We start from the raw sequence: 21,252 nt of genomic DNA on the forward strand, positions 1-21,252 counted from the left end.
TCTATTGCTTGATATATGCTTCTATTTTTGATGTCAATTGTGCCGAAGCTGCAATAAGAGGTAATCTTACCGCATCACCACAAATACCTTTAGTTTTTAATATACTTTTAATTCCTACAGGGTTTCCTTCTTCAAAGGCATAATCGATAGCAGGTAATAATTTATAAAGTTCTTGATAAGCTTCAGTAGTCTGGTTTTCTAATCCTTTTCTTATAATTTGTGAAAATTCATGTGGAAATCCTTGACCTATTACACTTATTACGCCATCTCCTCCAGCAGTTACTAATGGTAATGCCAAAGCATCATCTCCAGATAATACCAAAAATCCTTCTGGTTTACCTTTTAAAACATTAAGTACTTGTGAGAAATCTCCTGTAGCTTCTTTAACTCCTATAATGTTATCCAGTGCAGCTAATCTTAAAGTTGTAGCTGCTGTCATATTTACAGCTGTTCTAGACGGCACATTATATAATAATATAGGTTTTGTAGAGGCTGCTGCTATCTCTTTATAGTGATTATATATTCCTTCTTGACTAGGTTTATTATACATAGGTACTACAGAAAGTACTGCATCAAAATCTGTAAGATCTGTAGTCTCAATTTCATTGATTACAGCTGCTGTATTATTCCCTCCTATTCCTAAAACCAAAGGCAATCGTTTATCATTAACTTTTACAATATGTTTGACCACTTCCTGTTTTTCTGAAGATGTAAGTGTAGCCGATTCTGCTGTAGTACCTAATACTACAAGATAATCCACCTTACCTTCTATACAATAATCTATCAATGAAGTTAAACCTTCAAAATCTATTGTTCCATCAGTATGAAACGGAGTAACTAACGCAATTCCTGTTCCTCTAAGTGTATTCATTTGTAAATGTTTAATTAATTTTCTTTTTAGCTTTTTTTAGATGTCTTTATATGATTCCTAAAATTTTTAGGTATTTTTTTAACTCTGAAATAAACAAATTAGGATCTTCTATACTTGATCCTATGACTAGATCATTAATCCTATTATCTATTTCGGCAAAACCAATTTTAAATTTAGCTTTTGAAGCTGCTGCAACAAAATCCAATTCTAATTTTTCTTCGGTATAAAAATTAATCAATACATCATAAGAAGTATTCACGAATTCTTCTAGTGCGCTACTTTTCATTTTTCCTCCCACACCTATACTCTTACTGTTGTAATATGCAGCTGTAGCATCTTCAACTTCTTTATGATCTTCTTTATACCCCATAACTTTTAACCTATCTGAGGTAACTCCTAATTCATTGGCTAATTTTAATAACGATAATATATTTACAGATTGAGACGCATCTATCAACACGGCTAATGTTTTTAGCTTAACCTTATTACTTAAAGTCTTATCTCTTTTTTGTAAATACGTTTCTATATTCTTTTTTAAAGCATTACGCTTTAAGCCTTTTAATATCATTGACTCGCTTAACTATTATAAAACACAAATGTAATTATTTTTAACGCTTAATCTTGCCTTTCATCGTGCTTTTTGCCTTGAGTTATATTTTGAATTTTATTAAAAAATCTATTTAACTATATTTGAGCCTATTTTTAACTTAAACAAGCTATCATGCCGTATATTGAAGAAGAGGTTTTAGAGAAACTAAAAACAGATCTAGAACTTGAGGTAAAAAAGAACGAGTTTCAAGAAAAATCTATAAAAAAAGAACAAAAAGAGGTAAAAAAATATAAATTATCTTCTATTATCTTAGGGGTTTTAGCTTTATTAGGTATTATCGTTTCTGTTTATCTTGCATTTTCTGGTCCAAGCGAGCAAAACTCTATTCAAAAAACAGTTAATGAAGAATATATCAAATCTCTTGAGGATAGTATTCAAACACTTTCTCATCAGATTGAAAACGATTTAGTTGATTCTGATACTACAGATACTACAAATGAAACAGTAGCTACAGAAGTGGATAATGATGCCCAAGAATCTTTATCAGATAGCGATATTACTGTTTATACTATACAAATTGCTGCCTTTGAAGAAAAAGGACTTTCATTATATTCTGATGGTTTTGTTAATTTTAGAGAAATTAAAGCAGATGATTATAATAAATATGCTTTAGGAAATTTTGAAACTTTAGAAGAGGCTCAAGCTTTTAGAAATGAATTAGTGGCTCTTGGTTTTGAAAGATCTTTTATTGCTTCTTATCGCAATGGTCGTCGAATTCAGATTGAACCTACGGAATAAGCAAGTTTTTTAATTGCATTTTCACATTTGTATCAAAATACCATGTTACATAGCTTAGGGGTATCACTTGTATCCCTACTCTATGTAACACTTTATATCGCTCCATAGAAAAAGCTTCTTGATATTCTCCTGGATATCCTATCAAATCTACTCCATAATATCTCCCATCATAAGCTACCATAATATCAATTATCAATCCTGATAATTGATATCCTAGATGACATTCCATTTTTAATTCTTCTTGAAGATACTGTAAGACCTCTTCTGTAAATTGATCTAGATACGCCTCATTATCGAATGCTTCTTCATTCTTACTTTTAATTCCTTCTAAATACTCTCGTAATAAGGAGTCAAACTTCAGTTGGTTAGGTTTAATCGAAGTGAAAATTTCTTGTTTATTACGTGCTCGAGTAACCATCACATTAAAGACATCTTCTTTGTTAATATAATTTAAAGCTGATGCATGCGAAGTTTCGTCTACAGCCATAGAAAGTAACATCACATCTCGTTCGTCTCCTTGAAATGCATAAGGTGTCCCTATTCTTATTTGATGTTTACGTAATTCTTTTATTTCAAATTCTGTTTTTAATCGTTTCCCTATTCTTTTTACTTGATCTTTAAACGGCGAAATAACTCCTATTGTAGTACTGCTTTTTGCTTTAACTTCTATTTCTTCTTGTATAAGAGTTTTTATATATTTTATTATAATATTGACCTCTTGTTCATTGACTCCTTCTTCTCTTTTACCATTTACTTCATAAATATTTACTGCAGTATCTTCTTTATGTTTAGGCAGGTCATTCATTATCATAAGATCATTCTCATAAAACTTTGTATTACTATATTTTATGATATCTGGTAATGATCTATAATGTTCATTAAGTGTATTTATTTGATTTCTAGAAGTGGTGTGTTCTAAGGTAAAATCTAATAAGCTTTTGGTTCTATAATTATAACTTTCTTTCCATTCAAGTTTATGTTTACTTACAAAACCTTGCATCTGTTTTTGAGATAAAAAGCTAATATGTCTTAACTGTTTAGGATCTCCTGTAATTACTACCTTTTTTGCCCTTTGCATTAAAGGTAATACACTAGCCATATCACATTGTGTTGCTTCATCAATTATCAATACATCAAAGAGCTCTTTTTGCATGGGCAATGCTGCTCCTACCTCATCTATTTTTGTAAGCCAAATGGGTAATGCTTTTAAGATAATGTCAAAATTTATACGCTCTAGATCAACTATTTTCATTCCTTCGTCAGAACTACTCAATATCTCTATTAAACGATTCCATTCTTTCCATGAATTATCTACAGCATTAATTATATTATTTAAGACCACAGCCTCTAGATGCTTGTTAGATGTCTTTATATATTGATTTAGTGTATCAAAATATTCATCTAGCAATTGCCATTCTTTTAATGACCATGCTTTAAATAATTTAATCCATTTTTTCTTTAGCTTGGCTACAAATCCATTCTCTAATAATACATTTTCTGTAAGCGTATTGCTTTTTTCACTTATCGTATTAAATTCTTTTTCTAATTTCTTTAATTTTTTATCTAAATCATTTAGTTTATCTGAATCTACATAAGGTCTTAATGCATTAAATTTTGATTGTATATCTTGCCTCATATATCTTCTTAGGGTAGCCAGCAATGATATTTTATATCTTGATCCGCCTATTTTTATTCGATATTTACCTACCGAAAAATCATTTAGTTTTTCTGAAATAACTTGTAATGCTTCATCTGTTTTAGTAGCAATAAGTACACTTTTACCCTGACTTAAATAATCTATTGCTATAGCTCCTACCGTATAAGTTTTTCCTGTTCCTGGTGGTCCTATAACAATTGATTTTGTGTACTCATTTGCAGCTTTTACAATACGCTCTTGTGCATTATTTAATATAAATGGCTTTAATTGTAGTTTATACGTCTTAGTTGTTACTTCTTGTATTTTTCCTAAATACGATTGTAATGCTGTAGAATAAGATGTGAGGTTTTTTAACGTTTCTAGTTCTGTAACAACATTTTGGATATTATTGGCTTTACTAGATACCATAATCCCAGATGCAGTAAATACCTTATATTGATTAAATTCTTTGTCGCGTTTATTTATTTCTCGTTTAAGTTTCTTTGCTTCTGTAAGTTTTGGATACAAAGATACTGCTGTATCAAAACTAACCTCTTCACAATGTTTCTCAAAAATTCTTTTCAGCTTAGCTATAAAAGGATAATCTATTACTGTTTGTTCTATTAATTGACTAAAGTCATCAAAAAATAAATCAAAAGAGGTTTTAAAAGATAAACTCTTTAAAAAACCATAATTAACCTGACGATCACTTATCGTCAATTTTGTAAAATAATTTTCATTTTGCAATACGACATCCACAGGATAATAAAAAATAGGAGCACAAATACGTACTGTCTTATTCGAAAATAACTTTCTCTTTCCTATTATAAATAATGTACAATAATACGCTTGTTTATCTCTCTCGTATAACTGAAGATTTTTTAAGATTGCTTCTCCTTCTGTAACTGGTAAATACTGCTGTGTATATTTACGATTAATTAATTCTTCGTCTAATTCTTGAATCCATTGATTTTCATATTTTGAAGCAAAAAAGTTTTCTATTATAAATTCTCTATTGTCTGCTGTATAACAATCTGAAAAATATTCAATTAATTTCTTTTCTTCCAATGGTATCCTAAATTATCTATTCTATAAAAATCTCTGAAGAAGCAAAATTTTGCTCTGTTTCACTCAACATAAATTTGAGCAAAAAGTAATGTGAAGCGATTTCCATAATGTTTATCGTTATGATTATCGAATCAGAATAATAATACATATAATTAATAGGCACAATCACATTTAAAAAAACATAACTAAAAGCCAATGTCAATAACCATAATCCTTGTAAATCTGGTTTATTAAAATAGCGATAAAAACATATATAATTTAACCCTATCAATGCTATTAAAATAGCTGCCAAATAAAGCTCCATCCCTATAAGTTGTGGATAAACCATAGGAATCACTGTCATGCTTAAATAAACCAACAACATGGTTCCTAATAATAACGGAAATGAAAAAAACTGTTTTTGTTTAAACTCCACTCGCTTTGCTTCAGGAAGTATCAAGGCAATATTACTGAGATAAAATAATGTAAATGTAATGTATATCGCTTTTTTAAAAAATGTGAAATCGCAGATTATCATAGTTTCTCCTACGATAGTCAACAACACTCCTAATACATATATCTTAGTATTTTTATTTGTTTTGCTGTCACATAAATAAATAGCACAAAGCGATAGTACTCCCATCGCTTTAAATACCATTAAATATATTTTATCCAAAGAAATCGACGCTATTATAGCTCCACATACCGTTAGCCAAAAAACGTGATTCAATATTTTTTTTACATCCATTTACAATAGCTTACTTATAGCCCTATCTTAGTCAAAAACGCATCTTCAGTCAAAAGTTCTATTCCTAATTTATTGGCTTTTTCAAGTTTTGATGGTCCCATCTTATCTCCTGCTACCAGATAAGAAGTTTTTGAAGATATGGAGCTAGATACTTTCCCTCCATTATCTTCTATCAGTTTTTTTAATTCATTTCTAGAGACACGATGGAAGACTCCTGATACCACAAAAGTCAATCCTTGTAAAGTATCTGTCTGATTAGCTAATTGCTCTGCTCCAATTTCTAATTGTACTCCGTAAACCCTTAGTCTCGAAATCAATTCTTGATGCTCTTGTACTGCAAAAAATTCGATTACACTCTCTGCTATTTTTATTCCTATCTCGTCTACGTTTACCAAATCTTCTTCGGTTGCAGCCATTAGGGCATCTATAGTCTTATAATGTCTTACTAATTTTTTTGCTACAGTTTCTCCCACATAACGAATTCCTAATGCAAATAATACGCGTTCAAACGGAATTTCTTTAGATTTCTCTATTCCGTTAATCAGATTTTCTGCACTTTTTTCTGCCATTCGTTCTAACGGAATCACCTCTTCTTTAGTCAGCATATAGAGATCTGCATAACTTTTAATCAAGCCTTCTTTAACTAACAAAGTTACCGTTTCTCCTCCTAGCCCTTCTATATCCATCGCTTTACGCGAAATAAAATGCTGAATACGTCCTGCTATTTGCGGCAAGCAACCATTATCATTAGGGCAATAATGTTGTGCTTCTCCTTCTTTTCTTTCTAGAGGAGCTCCACACTCTGGGCAATTTGAAGCATACACGGTAGGTATAGAATCTTCTGGACGATTAGTAAAGTTTACCCCCACAATTTTAGGAATAATTTCACCTCCTTTTTCTACATACACTTCATCTCCTTCTCTAATATCTAATTTGGCTATTTGATCTGCATTATGTAATGAGGCTCTTTTCACTACAGTTCCTGCAAGCTGCACCGGAACTAAATTAGCTACAGGTGTTATCGCTCCTGTTCTTCCTACCTGATATGTGATTTCGTTTAATCTAGTCGCAACTTGCTCTGCTTTGAACTTATATGCCATAGCCCATCTAGGTGCTTTGGATGTAAATCCTAATTCTTCTTGTTGTTGCAGGTTGTTTACCTTGATTACTACACCATCAGTCTCATATGGTAAATTGTGACGCTCTACATCCCAATGATTTACAAATTCTAAAACTTCTTCTATTGAGTTTGTCAATTTTGATACCTCTGGAACTTTAAATCCCCATGCTCTAGCTTTTTCTAAACTTTGAAACTGCGTTTCTATGCCTAGATTATTTCCTGTAATATTATATAACAAACACTCTAATGGTCGTTTTGCTACCTCTGCACTGTCTTGTAATTTTAAACTTCCCGAAGCTGTATTTCTAGGATTAGCATAAGGTTCTTCTCCTGCTGCAATTCGCTCTTCATTCATTTTTATAAAACCTTCGTGAGGTAATACAATTTCTCCTCTTATATCAAACTTAGGAGGGTAATCCCCTTTTAATTTTAAGGGTACCGATTTAATCGTCTTGATATTATTGGTTACATTATCTCCTTGAATTCCATCTCCTCTCGTTACCGCTTTAATCAATTCTCCATTTTCATATGTAAGACTAATAGAAGCTCCATCATATTTTAATTCACAAGTGTATTGTACTTCTCCATCAACCAATTTTTTAATACGTGTCTCCCAATCTAATAAATCTTCTTTTGAGTACGAATTATCGAGAGAATACATGCGATGTTCATGTACAATAGTTTCAAAGTTTTTTGTGATCTGTCCACCTACTCTCAATGTTGGTGAATTCGCATCATAATACTCTGGATACTTAGCTTCTAATGCCTGTAATTCTTTAAGTTTAACATCAAATTCATAATCACTTATAGTAGGTGCATCTAATACATAGTAATTGTAATTATGTTGACGCAATTCTTCTCTTAGTTCATTTATTTGCTGCTCTATACTCATCCTATCTTGATTGTTGTTGTTTACTTAAAAAAGGTTCTTGTTATTATTTTACTTTTTTAAATTAATCTTTATGTATTGCTTAGGGAATTCATTTCCTGTTAATTCTGGATCTGCTTGTTTTATAGCCAGAACGAATTCTGTATCAGAAATCCAATGCACTTTACCATCTTCATAAGGCACCCAATTAGGAAAATACAATTCGAGTTCTTTATGTATTTCTATATCTTTATCTATAGAAAACACTTCTAGCGTTGCCCCACTATCATATAATTGCTCTCTTATTGTAATCATTTTATCTTTTTGAGGAGCTAATACTGGTTGTTCTTGAAACTTTGTTTTTGATCCTGTTGTCTGATCTATTAATAGATAATCATCCCATTCCCAATATTCTCCTTTGATTAGATAACCATTGAGTTCTTTTACAAATCCTAAATATCGGTATTCTTCTTTTTCTACTTCTAGATTTGGTTTATTTTTTAATGTAACTATACTATCTTTTATTGAAAAGGATAATATGCTATCATTAAATTTTGTGTTTTTACGTTTTTTAGTATCAATTTTTAATCTCTCACGTTTTTTCTCACTAACAAATTGATCTTCTGTCATCAATTCAATATCCAAAAGACTATCAAGGATACTTCGCGATAATTCTTCTTCTTTATCTTCTTTTACCGCTATCACCCCTTTTTTAAGCTGTTTTTCTAAAACTTTAATTGCCGAAGATTTCCCTAAGTAACCGTCAAACACTGTCCCTTTTGCATAATAACTTATAGTATCTCCTAAGTATTCTTCTTTTACATAGACTTCGGTAAATACGCGTTGTCCTTTAATAAGCTTTCCATTATCATTAACTTCTAGACTATCTCCTGTATACCCTTGAACTTCTACTAAACTCCCATAGGGTAAGGTTATAATCTTATCTCCGTGTTTATCTCTTACAATCAAACCGTTTTCTGCCAAAACATATTTTTTCCCGTAAGACTCTTTCTCATTTACACTTTCGGTTTGTGTTGCTTTTGGGGATCTTTTCAACACCTTAATTTCATTAGCATTAGCCACAGCTAACTCTTTGATCTTTATTTCTTTTTTTTGAGCACATGAAAAAAAGAGATAACAACAAAAAATAAGGCTTAAAACTTGAATGTATTTTTTTATCATATAAATTACACTTGATGTCTATTCATCCACTTAGGTACAGGAAGCGGTTTATATTCTTGCATTAATGTTAGTAGCTCCTCTGTATTATCTGCTACAAGAAGTATATTCATATTTTCTTGACTCAATAATTTTTTCTCAACCATAGTTTTAAACAATGCTATCAAATCATCATAAAATCCATTAATATTTAATAATCCTATCGGTTTTTTATGCAATCCTAATTGTGCCCAAGTCAACATTTCAAATAGTTCTTCCATTGTCCCAAAACCTCCTGGCAAAGTAATTATAGCATCACTAAGTTCATGCATTTTCATTTTACGCTCAGACATTGTATCTACAGTAATCAACTCTGTTAAGTTTGTTTGTACAACCTCTTTTGTTTTTAGAAAATCTGGTATAACTCCTATCGCTTTACCGCCATGATCTAATGCTCCGTTAGCAACTTGCCCCATCAATCCTAACTTACTTCCACCATAAACTAAGTTTACTTTACGTTCTGCAATGATACGCCCTACTTCGTAAGCAGTTTCATATATTTTGGTATCATTACTATCGCTACTACCACAGTAGACTGCTATAGACTTAAATGTATTCATATACTTTTCTTGCGTTACCTTATTTTAATGTTGCTTTTATCATTCTATGATTTCCAAAAAAATCTTTTTTCAAAGATACTTTCTCAAATCCTTTAGCTTCTATCATTTCCTTAGTTTCTTTTCCCAAGTATTGATTTATTTCAAAATACAAACTTCCTTCTTTTGTCAAACTTTCTTTAGCCAATGCTGTTATCTTTCTATAAAAAATCAAAGCATTATCATCTGCTACAAAGAGTGCCAAATGTGGCTCATGCGCTAGCACATTTTGTTTTATTTCTTCTTTTTCTAAATCGCGAACATACGGAGGATTTGATACAATAATATCATACGTTTCTATTCCTTCTGTATTTAAAATATCTTGTTGTATAAACTTTACTTCAACATTATTCTCTTTTGCATTTACTCTTGCTGTTGTCAAAGCTTGCTCAGATACATCTATTCCACTTACAGTAGCTTGTGGTAATTCATTTGCCAAACTTATAGCGATACAACCACTACCAGTACCTATATCTAATATTTTTATCTCTTGATTTGATTGTTTTCTAACATCCTTAATAATCCAATCAACCAGTTCTTCTGTTTCTGGTCTCGGAATCAACACATGTTCATTTACATTAAATTCTAAACCATAAAACGATGTCTTCCCTACTATATACTGAATTGGTATGTACTGTAAAAGTTTTGCTGTAGCATCATTAAATCTTTCTTCTTCGATTGAAGTCAATTCTTGAGAAAAAGCTATCGCTACATCAACCCTTCTCATTTCTAGAAAAGCCTCTGTAAGCCAATAAAAAAATGTAGTTGCTTCCTCTTCTCCATAAAGAGGAGTTAGCTGTGCTATAAATTGTGTTCTAAGTTCTTGTAAAGTCACTTGGTAAGGCTAAGTATCTTAAATCTATAATTCTTTAATCATCCATACAGTACAACTATAATGTCCTGTGTCTCCTAGAGGTGCTTCTAATGGCGTAAATCCTATCTTTTTATACAGTTTTTGAGCAGCATTCATATAAGGCATGGTTTCTAGGTAACATCGTTTAAATCCTTGCACTTTTGCATAAGCCATACAGGTATTAATCATCGAAGTACCTATTCCTTTACCTCTAGCTTGATCTAGAAAATACATTTTCTGTAATTCGCATACTGTTTTATCTCCACCATCTAGAGGTGCTATTCCAGCTCCTCCTATAATAGCCCCATCATGTTCTACTACATAATATTCCATTTGATCTGGCAGATATGTTTCATACATTTGATCTAGAGAAACATCTTCATAAGCTGTTCCTACTTTAGGTACTCCTAATTCTATTAAAACTGTTCTTATCACCTTTGCAATAGCCTGATTATCTGCTGGGGTAATGGGACGAATAATTGTATTATTCATTGTGATATATAAATACTATTTTTGTGATCGAAATATACATTAATTCTATTGGGATCACCTATGAATCGACTAATTTTATTTTTATTTATTTGTACTGGTATTATAGGCTGTGTTTCTCCTAAAAAACCTATTTTTAAAACTATCAAAAGCATAAAGATAGAAAAAATCGGTTTACGTGAAGTGACCCTGAATGCTGATGCTATCTTTGAAAATCCCAATGCATTACAAGGAACATTATCTCTCGAAGATCTTCATATTTTTGTTAATGATTTAGATGTAGGAACCATATCGTCAACTACATTTGAAGTACCTTCAAAAGCAGAATTCAATGTACCTTTAAAAGGCTCTTTTTCTCTTTCAAAAATTTACAAAAAGCAACAAAAAGCAACAAAAAGGATTATTAAACAGTATTCTTACTGCTATTCAAACAGATTCTATTCAAGTACATTATAAAGGAGTTATACGTTATCATTTAGGTAATTTTAACTATCCTTATACTATTGATAAAAAACAATTTTTAAGCTTAAAAAAATAAAGTGACTACCGATCAAAAATATATGCAACGTTGTATACAACTTGCTCAAAATGGATTAGGAACAACGTATACCAATCCTATGGTAGGAAGCGTGATTGTTCACAACGATAAGATTATAGGCGAGGGTTGGCATCGTAAAGCAGGAGAACCACATGCAGAAGTACATGCTATACAAAGTGTACAGCAACCAGAACTATTATCTGAAGCCACTATATATGTAAGTCTTGAACCTTGTAGTCATTATGGTAAAACACCTCCTTGTAGTGATCTTATCATCCAGAAAGGAATCAAAAAAGTGGTCATTGGAGCTATTGATTCTTTTGCCAAAGTTTCTGGAAGAGGTATTCAAAAATTAAAAGATGCTGGTTGTGATGTTACTGTTGGCATTTTAGAAAAAGAATGCCTTGCTCTTAATAAACGCTTTTTTACTTTTCACAATAAAAAACGTCCTTATATCATTTTAAAATGGGCACAATCCTTTGATGGTTTTATAGCGCCTAAAACACAAGATATTAAAGATCGTAAACCCGTATGGATTACCACTGTAAACTCTAGACAATTAGTACACAAGTGGCGTGCCGAAGAACATGCAATTCTTGTAGGTACTTCGACGGCTGTCAAGGATAACCCTAAACTTGATGTAAGAAACTGGACTGGAAATTCACCTATACGTATTATACTTGATCCTAACGAACGTATTCCTAAAAGTTCTCATATTTTTGATCAAAGCGTAAAAACTATTATTGTAACTCAAAAAGGACTTTATCAAAATTTATCACTACCAGAAGTAGTTATTGAAACTCTTGATTTTTCTGGTTCTATTGCAACCCAGCTCTGTGCTTTATTGCATATACACGAAATACAATCTGTAATCATTGAAGGAGGTTCGCAAACTTTACAAACTTTTATAGACGAAAACCTTTGGGACGAAGCTCGTGTTTTTACAGGTAAATCTCATTTTAAAGAAGGGGTTCTTGCTCCTAAATTCTTTAGAAAAAAACCTTCTTTACAAACAACTATTCATACAGACACTTTAACATACCATCACAATGATTAAGACCATTATTTTTGATTTTGGAGATGTCTTTATCAATCTTGACAAAGCAGCTACACCTCATTTTTTTGAACGTTTAACGGTATCTTATTTTGGAGAAAAAGAGACCGCGCTCAATCAACAATACGAAATGGGATTATGTTCTACTCAAGAACTCATCTCATCATATCAACAATGGTATCCGCACCTTTCGTCAGATGATATTATTACTGCATGGAACGCTATCTTATTAGATTTCCCCATGCATCGTTTAACATTCTTAAAGCAGCTAGCTGCTCAAAAAAAATACAAGCTTATTTTATTAAGTAATACAAATGATTTACATATAAATTGGATTAAAGAGCATATTTCGTTTTATGAAGAGTTTAAATCTTGCTTTGATGTTTTTTATTTATCTCAAGAAATTCATTTCAGAAAACCTAATGCTGATATTTTTGAGTTTGTAGTCGCACAAAATCAACTTATTCCAGAAGAGACTCTATTTATAGATGATACCAAAGCTAATACAGACACCGCTCAAACTCTAGGTATTCATGTATGGAACAACAATCCGCATACAGAGGATGTAACTGATTTATTTACTGTTAAAGCTAATTTATTTTGATTTATCTTATTTTAAGTGTTCTTTTTTCAAGTATCCTCTTTATCATTTTCAAATTCTTTGATATCTATAAGATCGATACCTTACAAGCCATAGTTATCAATTATGTTATTGCTACTATATGTGGGATTTTAAATTTTGAAGGTACTTTTGTCTATACACAACTTCCTTCTTTTGATTGGTTTTGGGGAGCAGCTTTTCTCGGTTTTCTTTTTATTACTATTTTCAATTTAATAGCCTTAACGACACAACGCAATGGTGTTGCTGTTGCTGCTGTTGCTAGTAAAATGAGTTTGGCTATCCCTATTCTATTTGGTATACTTATCTATGGCGAAAGTACTAGCATTCAAAAATTAATTGGTATTACTATTGCACTTGTCGCCGTATACCTCACTTCGGCAACGACACATCAAACTCAAACAACTTATAAACGTAATCTCATTTTACCATTATTTGTCTTTTTGGGTAGTGGTATAATCGATACGAGTTTAAAATATTTAGAAACAAATTATGTTCCTAGTAATGAAACAGCTCTATTCTCGGCAACTATATTTTGCTTTGCAGCTATATTAGGTATAGGTACGTTACTTTTTAAAATCATTCAAGGAAAGGTATCATTTAAAACAAAAAACATTTTAGGCGGAATTGCTTTAGGTATTCCTAATTATTTTTCTATTTATTTCTTAATAAAAGCATTACGACATCATCCTGATAGTGCTATTACTTTTACTATTAACAATATTGCAATTCTGCTTCTTTCTACATTTTTTGGAATTCTTTTATTCAAAGAAAAATTGATCACAAAAAACTGGATAGGTATTGCTTTGGCCGTTATAAGTATTATCTTGGTTGCCTCTGTTTCTTAAATTAAAATATATCGCTTTTGGAAATAAAAGATTCATATAAAACAATTGATATTCCTAACGAAGAAGTATTGTTTAAAGATAAAAACAGTAAATTCTTTGGCTATGCTTTTCCAGTAACCAACGAAGAACAAGTAAAAGATCATATAGAAGCATTAAAAAAACAACATCATGCAGCCAGACACTGGTGTTATGCTTGGCAATTAGGTACAGAAAAACTTAGACATAGAGCAAATGATGATGGTGAACCTTCAAATTCTGCTGGACAACCTATTTATGGGCAGATACAATCTTTTGACGTTACCAATATTCTTATTGTTGTAGTTCGATATTTCGGTGGAGTTAAATTAGGTGTTAGCGGCTTGATCAATGCATACAAAACTGCTGCCCAAATGGCTCTTGAAGCTTGCGAAATTGTAGAAAAAACAATCAATATTGATTTCGAAATTGTTTTTGAATACAAAAACATGAACAAAGTGATGCGTATACTTAAAGAGCATCAAATAAACATTACTAATCAAAAATTAGAATTAGATTGTAGAATTTATATTTCTGTACGAAAAAAAGAAGCATCAAAAATCAAAGAAATTTTTGACGCTTTATATGAGGTAGAAATCAAAGAAATTGAAAATTAATTGTCATTATCTTCAATTCCATTTTCTGCTGCTAATTTTATTTTTTCCAATAGATCATCTGGACATGCCATTGGTCTTTTTGTAGCTGCATTTAAAAACACTAGCGTAGTCGTTGCAGTTGTTAATAACTCTTGGTTTTGGTTATAAATTTCATAGTCAAAAACGATTCTAGCTGTAGGAATTTTCCTTAACATAGTTTTCACTTGTAGGATATCATCAAAGTATGCAGATTTTTTGAATTTTAAATCCATAGTAACAATAGGCAACATCACACCTTCTGCCTCCATTGTTTTGTAAGAAACACCTAGTTTTTCAAGCCACTCAATCCTTGAAACTTCCAGATACTGAGCGTAATTACCGTGATGTACCACTCCCATTTGATCAGTCTCTGCATATCTTACTTTTATCTTAGTATTTGAAATTATTTTCATTATATTGTATAATATTTTGCGTGCAATCTAAGTTTATATTTTTGAAAGTATGCGAAAAAAATATTTAAAATTCAACCTGCTTTTCGTTTTTTTTTTACATTTTTTGTTCACATATTTGTTCACAGAAAACAACAGGGAGTTTTTCAACATTTTTCCACTTTTTTTAACATTTTTGAATAGTAAACCATAACCACTGTATGAACAAAACAGCGCAATCAGTTTGGGATAATTGTTTGTCTTTTATAGAAGACAACATAACTCCACAGGCATATAAAACCTGGTTTGAACCTATTAAAGCTGTAAAACTTACAGAGGGTGCTTTGAGTATTCAAGTTCCTAGTAAATTCTTTTATGAATGGCTAGAAGAACATTATGTTAAATTGCTTAAAGTTTCTTTAATGCGCGAACTAGGAGAAGGCGCAAAATTGGTATATGTTATTAAAATGGAAAATTCTTATGACAATAAAAAACCTTTTACTGAAAAAATCCCAAGTACACATCGTAGTGCTGTAAAATCTCAAGAGGTTGACGTTCCTATCAAAAGTAAAAATCCAGAACTTAAGAATCCTTTTGTGATTCCTGGAATTAGAAATGTCAAAATTGATTCGCAATTAAACCCTAATTACAACTTCGAAAATTTCTTAGAAGGAGATTCTAACCGTTTAGCTAGATCAGCTGGTATGGCAGTAGCCAATAAACCTGGAGGAACTTCTTTTAATCCTTTGTTAATATTTGGAGGTGTAGGTCTAGGTAAAACACACTTAGCTCATGCTATTGGTGTTAATATTAAAGACAATTATCCTGAGAAAACAGTATTATATATTTCTGCCGAAAAGTTTACACAACAATATATCGAATCGGTAAAAAAGAATAATCGTAACGATTTCATTCATTTCTATCAAATTATAGATGTGTTGATTGTAGATGATATTCAGTTGTTATCAGGTAAAGCTGGTACTCAAGATGTATTTTTCCATATTTTCAACCATTTACATCAAAACGGGAAGCAAGTTATCCTTACTAGTGATAAAGCACCTGTTGATATGCAAGATATTGAACAACGTTTATTATCTCGTTTTAAATGGGGATTATCTGCAGAATTGCATCAACCAGATTTTGAAACCAGAATTTCGATTATTAGAAATAAACTATATCGTGATGGTGTAGAAATGCCTGAGGATATTGTTGAATTCTTAGCTAACAATATTAAAACTAACATTAGAGAGTTAGAAGGTGCTATCATTTCATTAATTGCACATTCTTCTTTTAATAGAAAAGATATCACTATAGATCTTGCCAAAAATATTGTTGACAATTATGTTAAGAATACTAAACGTGAAGTTTCTATAGACTACATTCAAAAAGTAGTAAGTGATTATTTCCAAATGGATGTTGAGACTTTACAATCCAAAACAAGAAAACGTCATATTGTTCAAGCACGTCAATTAGCAATGTTCTTTGCTAAAAAATTGACCAAAGCATCATTGGCTAGTATTGGTTCTCAAATAGGAAAAAGAGATCACGCTACTGTATTACATGCTTGCAAAACTGTAGATAACTTATCTGCAACAGATAAGCAGTTTAGAAAATACGTAGAAGACTTAAATAAAAAACTTACACTCTAATCCATTTTTAAAATGCCTGTAAAAATTTTAATGGTTTGCCTTGGTAATATTTGTCGCTCACCATTAGCAGAGGGTATTTTACAATCAAAATTAGATACTAATCAATTTATAGTTGATTCTGCTGGAACTAGTGGTTATCACCAAGGAGAACGTCCTGATCCTAGATCTATCACTACAGCCAGAGCTCATGGTATTGATATAACTAATCAAAGATCTGCACATTTTCATGCTTCAGATTTTGATCGTTATGATTATATCTATGTTATGGACCAGTCAAATTACGATAATGTAATAAAATTAGCTTCGACTGAAAGGGATCGACAAAAGGTAAAATTAATCTTAGACGAAATCTATCCAAACCAAAACATGGAAGTTCCTGATCCTTATTATGGAGGAGACCAAGGTTTTGAAAATGTATATCAAATGTTAGACCTTGCTTGCGATCAAATAGCAGAAAAATTAAATGGAAACATCATTTAATTTTTTATTCTTCTATAACATATTTATTCCTTTCAAATTTTCATAATTTTCAATTATACGACCTTAGAATCTTCTCATTTTTTGTTCAAAGTATAATTTTCTCCATCTTTTTTATATATTTAGCCCTAAGCTTAAATTAAACAGGAAACAATTAAAGTCATTCAAAACCACTATTGTATGGAACATTCCCCACTACCCCTTAAAGGTAAATTATACCTCATCCCAAACAGACTTGGTGACGATATTCCTCTAGAAGTATTACCCATCTCGATAAAAAAAGTAATTGAAGAAGTAGATCATTACATAGTAGAAAATGAAAAACCTGCTAGACGTTTCATCAAAAAAGTGAGCCCTAGTAAATCTCAAAAATCTCTTACCCTTTATAGTATCAATAAATATACTGATAGTGCCGAGATTCCAGATTTTCTTACTCCTTGCCTACAAGGTTTATCTATGGGATTATTGTCAGATGCAGGATGTCCTGGTATTGCAGATCCTGGTGCCGAAGTGATTAAACTTGCTCACCAAAAAGGAATTCAAGTTGTACCTCTAGTTGGTCCTTCTTCTATTCTTATGGCAATGATGAGCAGCGGAATGAATGGTCAGAGTTTTACTTTTAATGGTTATTTACCTATTGATAAAAACGAACGCAAACTCAAGATTAAAAAATTAGAACGTACTTCGATTGAACAAAACCAAGCTCAAATCTTTATAGAAACACCTTATAGAAATGATAAAATGTTAGCAGATCTTGTTACTATTTTACATCCTAATACTTCTATTTGTGTAGCTTGTGATATTACCTTAAATACTGAATTTATATTGACCAAAACAGCCAAAGAATGGTCCAAAATAAAAGTAGACCTTCATAAAAGGCCTACTATTTTTATTATTCAAAAAGAATAAGAGATTTAAACTCTTATTCTTTTTCTATTTTTTTATAAAACTACTTTTGCTTTTTGATTTTTTTCTATTTCAGAAGTATCATAGCCAGCAAATCGTTTCATGTAGTAACGAATTGTCGTTCCGTTTGCATCAGAGAATCCTTGAACTCCTCCACTGCGAAGATATTTTTTAACAGATCCTGGTCCAGCCAAATGTGCAGCTGCTAATATTCCTGATTCTGTCACTTTAATACCATTCATATACCTACCATCAAAGCGAGCTATATCTCTGCGTAAAATCCATTTGTTTCTAGATGCATTTGCATAAAAAGCTTTTTCTTGAAGTTCTGGAGTATTTAAAAATGCTTGTACATCTTTAATCCCTATCAATGCTAAAGTTCCTCTACCAAATTGGTATTTTCCTAAATATCCAAATTGATTGATTACATCATAGCTTCCTCTAGACTCTTTAAAAGCAATTGCTTCTTTAAATCCTAAATACGTCTTTCCTAATTTAGGAGAAATCGTTTCAGGTAAATTGTCTTCTATTTCATTAAAGTTTGGTGCTACATAAAACAAATCCAATCCTGCCGTGCTATACGCACTAAAATCGTTTTGTTCTTTTTCTGTAAACCCAACTGTGACTGCTCCACCTACTGCGAGCAACATAGATAATTTTACTATCTTCTTTATCATATAAACATTTTCTAAGTAGCCGCAAATAATCATCACAAAAGCAATTTTTATCTCCGTCCCCACCTACTTAAATTTTGCGGCGCAAAGATACGACCTTTTTCAATTACTAAACAAATAATAGGCTAATATTCATCAAAAAAGGGGTTAAATCCCCCGTCATAAAACCAATTTTCTATTATTAATATTTCAGTATTCTATCAAATAATATTCCAAAAAAACAAACTCATTGCCATTTCATAAGAAAATAGACAATGAGTTCGTTAATATCGATCAGATTATATAAATCTGATATTTGTTATCTTTTTATACCTTTCTTTTTCAGCCATTTCACATAATTTACCTTATTTTGATTATGTTGTGCTAGCGTTTTTGCAAACTTATGATATCCAAAATTTTCAACATCTGCTACAAAGAAATAGTAATCGTGTTTTTCATAATTTAGTACTGCATCAATCGCAGAAATATCTGGCATTGCAATAGGTCCTGGTGGTAATGTAATATTTTGATATGTATTATATGGACTCTCTAATTCTAAATCTTTATACAAGACTCTTTTTATCACCCTTTCCCAATCTCCAGTATGCTTCTTTATCGCATAAATCACTGTAGGATCGGCTTCAAGCTTCCATCCATCTTTATACCTATTCATATACACGCCTGCTACTCTTGGACGCTCATCCACTTTGGCTGTTTCTTTTTGTACAATAGATGCTATTACAGTAACTTCGTTAGGAGTTAATTCTAATGTCTTCGCTTTTGCTAAACGTTTTTCATTCCAAAACTTTTTATACTCTTTAAGCATTCTACTTCTAAATCCTTCTGCTGAAGTATTCCAAAAGAATTCATATTTATTAGGAATATACATTGCCAAAGCTGTGGCATTGTCAAATCCATTTTCTGCTAAAAAAACAGAATCTTTAAACACTTTAACTAATGCTATACTATCTGTTTCTATTTGCTGCGCTATACGCCCGGCTAAATTCTCTAATCGATCTTGATTATTAAAGGTTAATTGTACTGGTACATTATTAACACGTAATGCATTTACCAGTTCGTTTGAATTTAATCCTTTTTTAAGAATATACCTCCCTGCTTTTACATTAGTTGTATATCCTTTCTTTTCTGCTAGTTTATTAAAACTATAAAAGTCTTTTACCAACGGTTTTATCTGTTTAGCCACATCACTATAAACTGCTCCTGAGGGAATATAAATAGTTTTTGTTGATTCCTCAAAATTTGTGTTAGGAGCAAAAACTGCTTGATATACAAAATAAGAGAATCCTCCTGCAGCTATCAATCCCATTAGCACTATAGCTATTAATATTTTTTTAATGTACATAAAGTAATTGGTATATGTGTTCGTCTTTAAATGTTTTCCCTACAAGGTTCCAGTCTTTTTTTGTCCCTACTTTTTGGAATCCTTGCTTTTCAAACAACTTTATACTTGCCAAATTATCTTCGGATATATTTGCGTATAACTGGTGCAAATGTAAATGTCTTTTTCCATATTCTATCAACAATTGCAAAGCTTCTTTTCCGTAGCCTTTTCCTCGCTCTTGTTCTTCTGCTATTAAAATCCCTATACCAGCTCTTCTGTGTGCTGGATTAAAATCAAATAGATCAATTAATCCTACAACTGCATCATCTTGATGTTCACAAATTACTAACCGTAATTGTTTAGCCTCATAGATATCTTGATGTGCATTTTCTAAGTATTGCCTTATCAAAAATTTAGAATACGGTGTTTGAGTCGAACTCATTTCCCAAATACGCTCATCATTCTCGATAACATAAATAAACTCTAAATCTTCAGGTTCTAAAGCTCTTAAATATACTTGTTTTCCTTTAAGTGTTAACATTCAATTTCTCCTTTAAAAACTTGTTGGGCTGGACCAATTAAAAAGATATTTTCATATCCTTTTTCTGTTTTATCAAATCTAACTTTTAACAAACCTCCTAATGTTTCTATAGCTACTTCTGGTTTCTTTGTTTTTCCAGTTTCATACATAGCCAATGCTACTGCGGTAACTCCTGTACCGCAAGATAACGTCTCATCTTCTACTCCGCGTTCAAACGTACGTACCGCAAAACTATCTTCGGTTTCTTGCTCTACAAAATTAACATTTGTTCCTTCTTCAAAATAAGGTGCCCCATGCCTGATCTCTGCTCCTTTTTCTTTTACGTTATATGCTTTAAGCCCATCAATTAAAGTGACATGGTGAGGCGATCCTGTATCCAAAAACAAATGCTGTTCATGAGTTTCGATATTAGTTACATTTTGCATTTGCAACGACACGATTCCATCTTCTATTTTTGCTTCATGTTTACCATCTATCGCTGTAAAGGTTGCAGTATCTTTAATTACACCTATATGTGCTGCAAAAGCAACTAAACAACGACCTCCGTTTCCGCACATGGTACTTTCATTTCCATCTGCATTAAAATAGACCATTGTAAAATCATCTTCTGGATATTGGGGTTCTTCTAGAAACATCAATCCATCTGCTCCTATACCAAATTTTCTGTCACAAAGTCTTGCGATTAATTTGGTATCATTTTTGGATACTATTTGTTGACGATTATCTATAATGACAAAATCATTACCTGTACCTTGATATTTATAAAATGTAAGTGTCATAAAATTGGCTATA

Annotated in this window: 23 protein-coding genes; 9 read left to right on the top strand and 14 right to left on the bottom strand. The window is 31.6% G+C overall.

From position 1 onward, the window contains the following. Position 1 precedes the first annotated feature (1 nt). Positions 2 to 871, bottom strand: coding sequence for a 4-hydroxy-tetrahydrodipicolinate synthase (dapA, locus tag ACYEKI_RS13065; protein WP_459211642.1), 870 nt, complete (start codon positions 869 to 871; stop codon positions 2 to 4). Positions 872 to 917: 46 nt separating this feature from the next. Then, on the bottom strand, positions 918 to 1,439 hold the full coding sequence (locus ACYEKI_RS13070; RefSeq protein WP_459211643.1) for a DUF6913 domain-containing protein: 522 nt from the start codon (positions 1,437 to 1,439) through the stop codon (positions 918 to 920). A gap of 153 nt (positions 1,440 to 1,592) precedes the next feature. On the opposite strand from ACYEKI_RS13070, the gene ACYEKI_RS13075 reads away from it, so the two are divergent. Next, positions 1,593 to 2,219 (top strand): SPOR domain-containing protein, encoded by a 627-nt coding sequence (locus ACYEKI_RS13075; RefSeq protein ID WP_459211644.1) that lies wholly within the window; start codon positions 1,593 to 1,595, stop codon positions 2,217 to 2,219. Here the strand turns inward: ACYEKI_RS13075 and ACYEKI_RS13080 are convergent. From ACYEKI_RS13080 to ACYEKI_RS13110, 7 genes are read right to left on the bottom strand one after another with little or no spacing between them, the layout of a single operon-like run. Next, positions 2,209 to 4,923, bottom strand: coding sequence for an AAA domain-containing protein (locus tag ACYEKI_RS13080; protein WP_459211645.1), 2,715 nt, complete (start codon positions 4,921 to 4,923; stop codon positions 2,209 to 2,211). The two genes, ACYEKI_RS13075 and ACYEKI_RS13080, sit on opposite strands and share 11 nt — an antisense overlap. A 16-nt stretch (positions 4,924 to 4,939) precedes the next feature. Next, complete coding sequence (locus ACYEKI_RS13085) at positions 4,940 to 5,650, bottom strand: hypothetical protein (RefSeq protein WP_459211646.1); 711 nt, start codon at positions 5,648 to 5,650, stop codon at positions 4,940 to 4,942. Between the two features lie 14 nt (positions 5,651 to 5,664). Next, positions 5,665 to 7,662: an NAD-dependent DNA ligase LigA gene (ligA, locus tag ACYEKI_RS13090; protein ID WP_459211647.1), complete on the bottom strand. Its 1,998-nt coding sequence runs from the start codon at positions 7,660 to 7,662 to the stop codon at positions 5,665 to 5,667. A 48-nt stretch (positions 7,663 to 7,710) separates the two neighbouring features. Then, positions 7,711 to 8,820, bottom strand: a complete 1,110-nt coding sequence (locus tag ACYEKI_RS13095) for a hypothetical protein (RefSeq protein WP_459211648.1) — start codon at positions 8,818 to 8,820, stop codon at positions 7,711 to 7,713. 5 nt (positions 8,821 to 8,825) lie between these two features. After that, positions 8,826 to 9,416 carry an LOG family protein gene (locus ACYEKI_RS13100; protein WP_459211649.1) on the bottom strand — a complete coding sequence of 197 codons (591 nt, stop codon included), beginning with the start codon at positions 9,414 to 9,416 and terminating at the stop codon, positions 8,826 to 8,828. A gap of 19 nt (positions 9,417 to 9,435) precedes the next feature. After that, a complete protein-coding gene (gene prmC, locus ACYEKI_RS13105; RefSeq protein WP_459211650.1) occupies positions 9,436 to 10,287 on the bottom strand; it encodes a peptide chain release factor N(5)-glutamine methyltransferase in 852 nt (283 codons plus the stop codon). Positions 10,288 to 10,311: 24 nt separating this feature from the next. After that, positions 10,312 to 10,797: a GNAT family N-acetyltransferase gene (locus ACYEKI_RS13110; RefSeq protein WP_459211651.1), complete on the bottom strand. Its 486-nt coding sequence runs from the start codon at positions 10,795 to 10,797 to the stop codon at positions 10,312 to 10,314. Between the two features lie 60 nt (positions 10,798 to 10,857). Here ACYEKI_RS13110 and ACYEKI_RS13115 point away from each other — a divergent pair, with 60 nt between their 5' ends. The 5 genes from ACYEKI_RS13115 to ACYEKI_RS13135 all read left to right on the top strand — a co-directional run bounded on the left by ACYEKI_RS13115 (position 10,858) and on the right by ACYEKI_RS13135 (position 14,485). Further along, the gene (locus ACYEKI_RS13115; RefSeq protein WP_459211652.1) at positions 10,858 to 11,250 is read left to right on the top strand and encodes a hypothetical protein; all 393 of its coding nucleotides are present in this window, start codon (positions 10,858 to 10,860) and stop codon (positions 11,248 to 11,250) included. Positions 11,251 to 11,354: 104 nt separating this feature from the next. Beyond that, positions 11,355 to 12,389, top strand: a complete 1,035-nt coding sequence (gene ribD / locus ACYEKI_RS13120; protein ID WP_459211653.1) for a bifunctional diaminohydroxyphosphoribosylaminopyrimidine deaminase/5-amino-6-(5-phosphoribosylamino)uracil reductase RibD — start codon at positions 11,355 to 11,357, stop codon at positions 12,387 to 12,389. Beyond that, positions 12,382 to 12,990 (top strand): HAD family hydrolase, encoded by a 609-nt coding sequence (locus tag ACYEKI_RS13125; RefSeq protein ID WP_459211654.1) that lies wholly within the window; start codon positions 12,382 to 12,384, stop codon positions 12,988 to 12,990. The genes ribD and ACYEKI_RS13125 overlap by 8 nt, the downstream gene beginning before the upstream one ends. Next, positions 12,987 to 13,853 carry an EamA/RhaT family transporter gene (locus ACYEKI_RS13130; RefSeq protein ID WP_459211655.1) on the top strand — a complete coding sequence of 289 codons (867 nt, stop codon included), beginning with the start codon at positions 12,987 to 12,989 and terminating at the stop codon, positions 13,851 to 13,853. The genes ACYEKI_RS13125 and ACYEKI_RS13130 overlap by 4 nt, the downstream gene beginning before the upstream one ends. A gap of 17 nt (positions 13,854 to 13,870) precedes the next feature. Beyond that, positions 13,871 to 14,485 (top strand): IMPACT family protein, encoded by a 615-nt coding sequence (locus ACYEKI_RS13135; protein WP_459211656.1) that lies wholly within the window; start codon positions 13,871 to 13,873, stop codon positions 14,483 to 14,485. On the opposite strand, the gene ACYEKI_RS13140 is transcribed toward ACYEKI_RS13135, so the two are convergent. Beyond that, positions 14,482 to 14,916, bottom strand: coding sequence for an acyl-CoA thioesterase (locus ACYEKI_RS13140; protein ID WP_459211657.1), 435 nt, complete (start codon positions 14,914 to 14,916; stop codon positions 14,482 to 14,484). The genes ACYEKI_RS13135 and ACYEKI_RS13140 overlap by 4 nt on opposite strands. Before the next feature lie 197 nt (positions 14,917 to 15,113). Between ACYEKI_RS13140 and dnaA the strand changes: the two genes are divergently transcribed. From dnaA to ACYEKI_RS13155, 3 genes are all read left to right on the top strand, one after another. Then, positions 15,114 to 16,541, top strand: coding sequence for a chromosomal replication initiator protein DnaA (dnaA, locus tag ACYEKI_RS13145; protein ID WP_459211658.1), 1,428 nt, complete (start codon positions 15,114 to 15,116; stop codon positions 16,539 to 16,541). Positions 16,542 to 16,553: 12 nt separating this feature from the next. Next, positions 16,554 to 17,021, top strand: a complete 468-nt coding sequence (locus tag ACYEKI_RS13150; protein ID WP_459211659.1) for a low molecular weight protein-tyrosine-phosphatase — start codon at positions 16,554 to 16,556, stop codon at positions 17,019 to 17,021. 177 nt (positions 17,022 to 17,198) lie between these two features. After that, a complete protein-coding gene (locus ACYEKI_RS13155; protein ID WP_459211660.1) occupies positions 17,199 to 17,927 on the top strand; it encodes an SAM-dependent methyltransferase in 729 nt (242 codons plus the stop codon). 32 nt (positions 17,928 to 17,959) lie between these two features. Here the strand turns inward: ACYEKI_RS13155 and ACYEKI_RS13160 are convergent, their stop codons facing one another. From ACYEKI_RS13160 to dapF, 4 genes are all read right to left on the bottom strand, one after another. Continuing rightward, the gene (locus tag ACYEKI_RS13160; RefSeq protein WP_459211661.1) at positions 17,960 to 18,601 is read right to left on the bottom strand and encodes a peptidoglycan-binding protein LysM; all 642 of its coding nucleotides are present in this window, start codon (positions 18,599 to 18,601) and stop codon (positions 17,960 to 17,962) included. A 295-nt stretch (positions 18,602 to 18,896) separates the two neighbouring features. Beyond that, positions 18,897 to 19,940, bottom strand: a complete 1,044-nt coding sequence (gene mltG / locus ACYEKI_RS13165; RefSeq protein ID WP_459211662.1) for an endolytic transglycosylase MltG — start codon at positions 19,938 to 19,940, stop codon at positions 18,897 to 18,899. Further along, the gene (locus ACYEKI_RS13170; RefSeq protein WP_459211663.1) at positions 19,930 to 20,460 is read right to left on the bottom strand and encodes a GNAT family N-acetyltransferase; all 531 of its coding nucleotides are present in this window, start codon (positions 20,458 to 20,460) and stop codon (positions 19,930 to 19,932) included. Before ACYEKI_RS13170 ends, mltG begins: the two co-directional genes overlap by 11 nt. Continuing rightward, positions 20,454 to 21,239, bottom strand: coding sequence for a diaminopimelate epimerase (dapF, locus tag ACYEKI_RS13175; RefSeq protein ID WP_459211664.1), 786 nt, complete (start codon positions 21,237 to 21,239; stop codon positions 20,454 to 20,456). Before dapF ends, ACYEKI_RS13170 begins: the two co-directional genes overlap by 7 nt. Positions 21,240 to 21,252 lie beyond the last annotated feature (13 nt).

Source organism: Aquimarina rhabdastrellae (assembly GCA_947387485.1).
Lineage (GTDB): Bacteria > Bacteroidota > Bacteroidia > Flavobacteriales > Flavobacteriaceae > Aquimarina.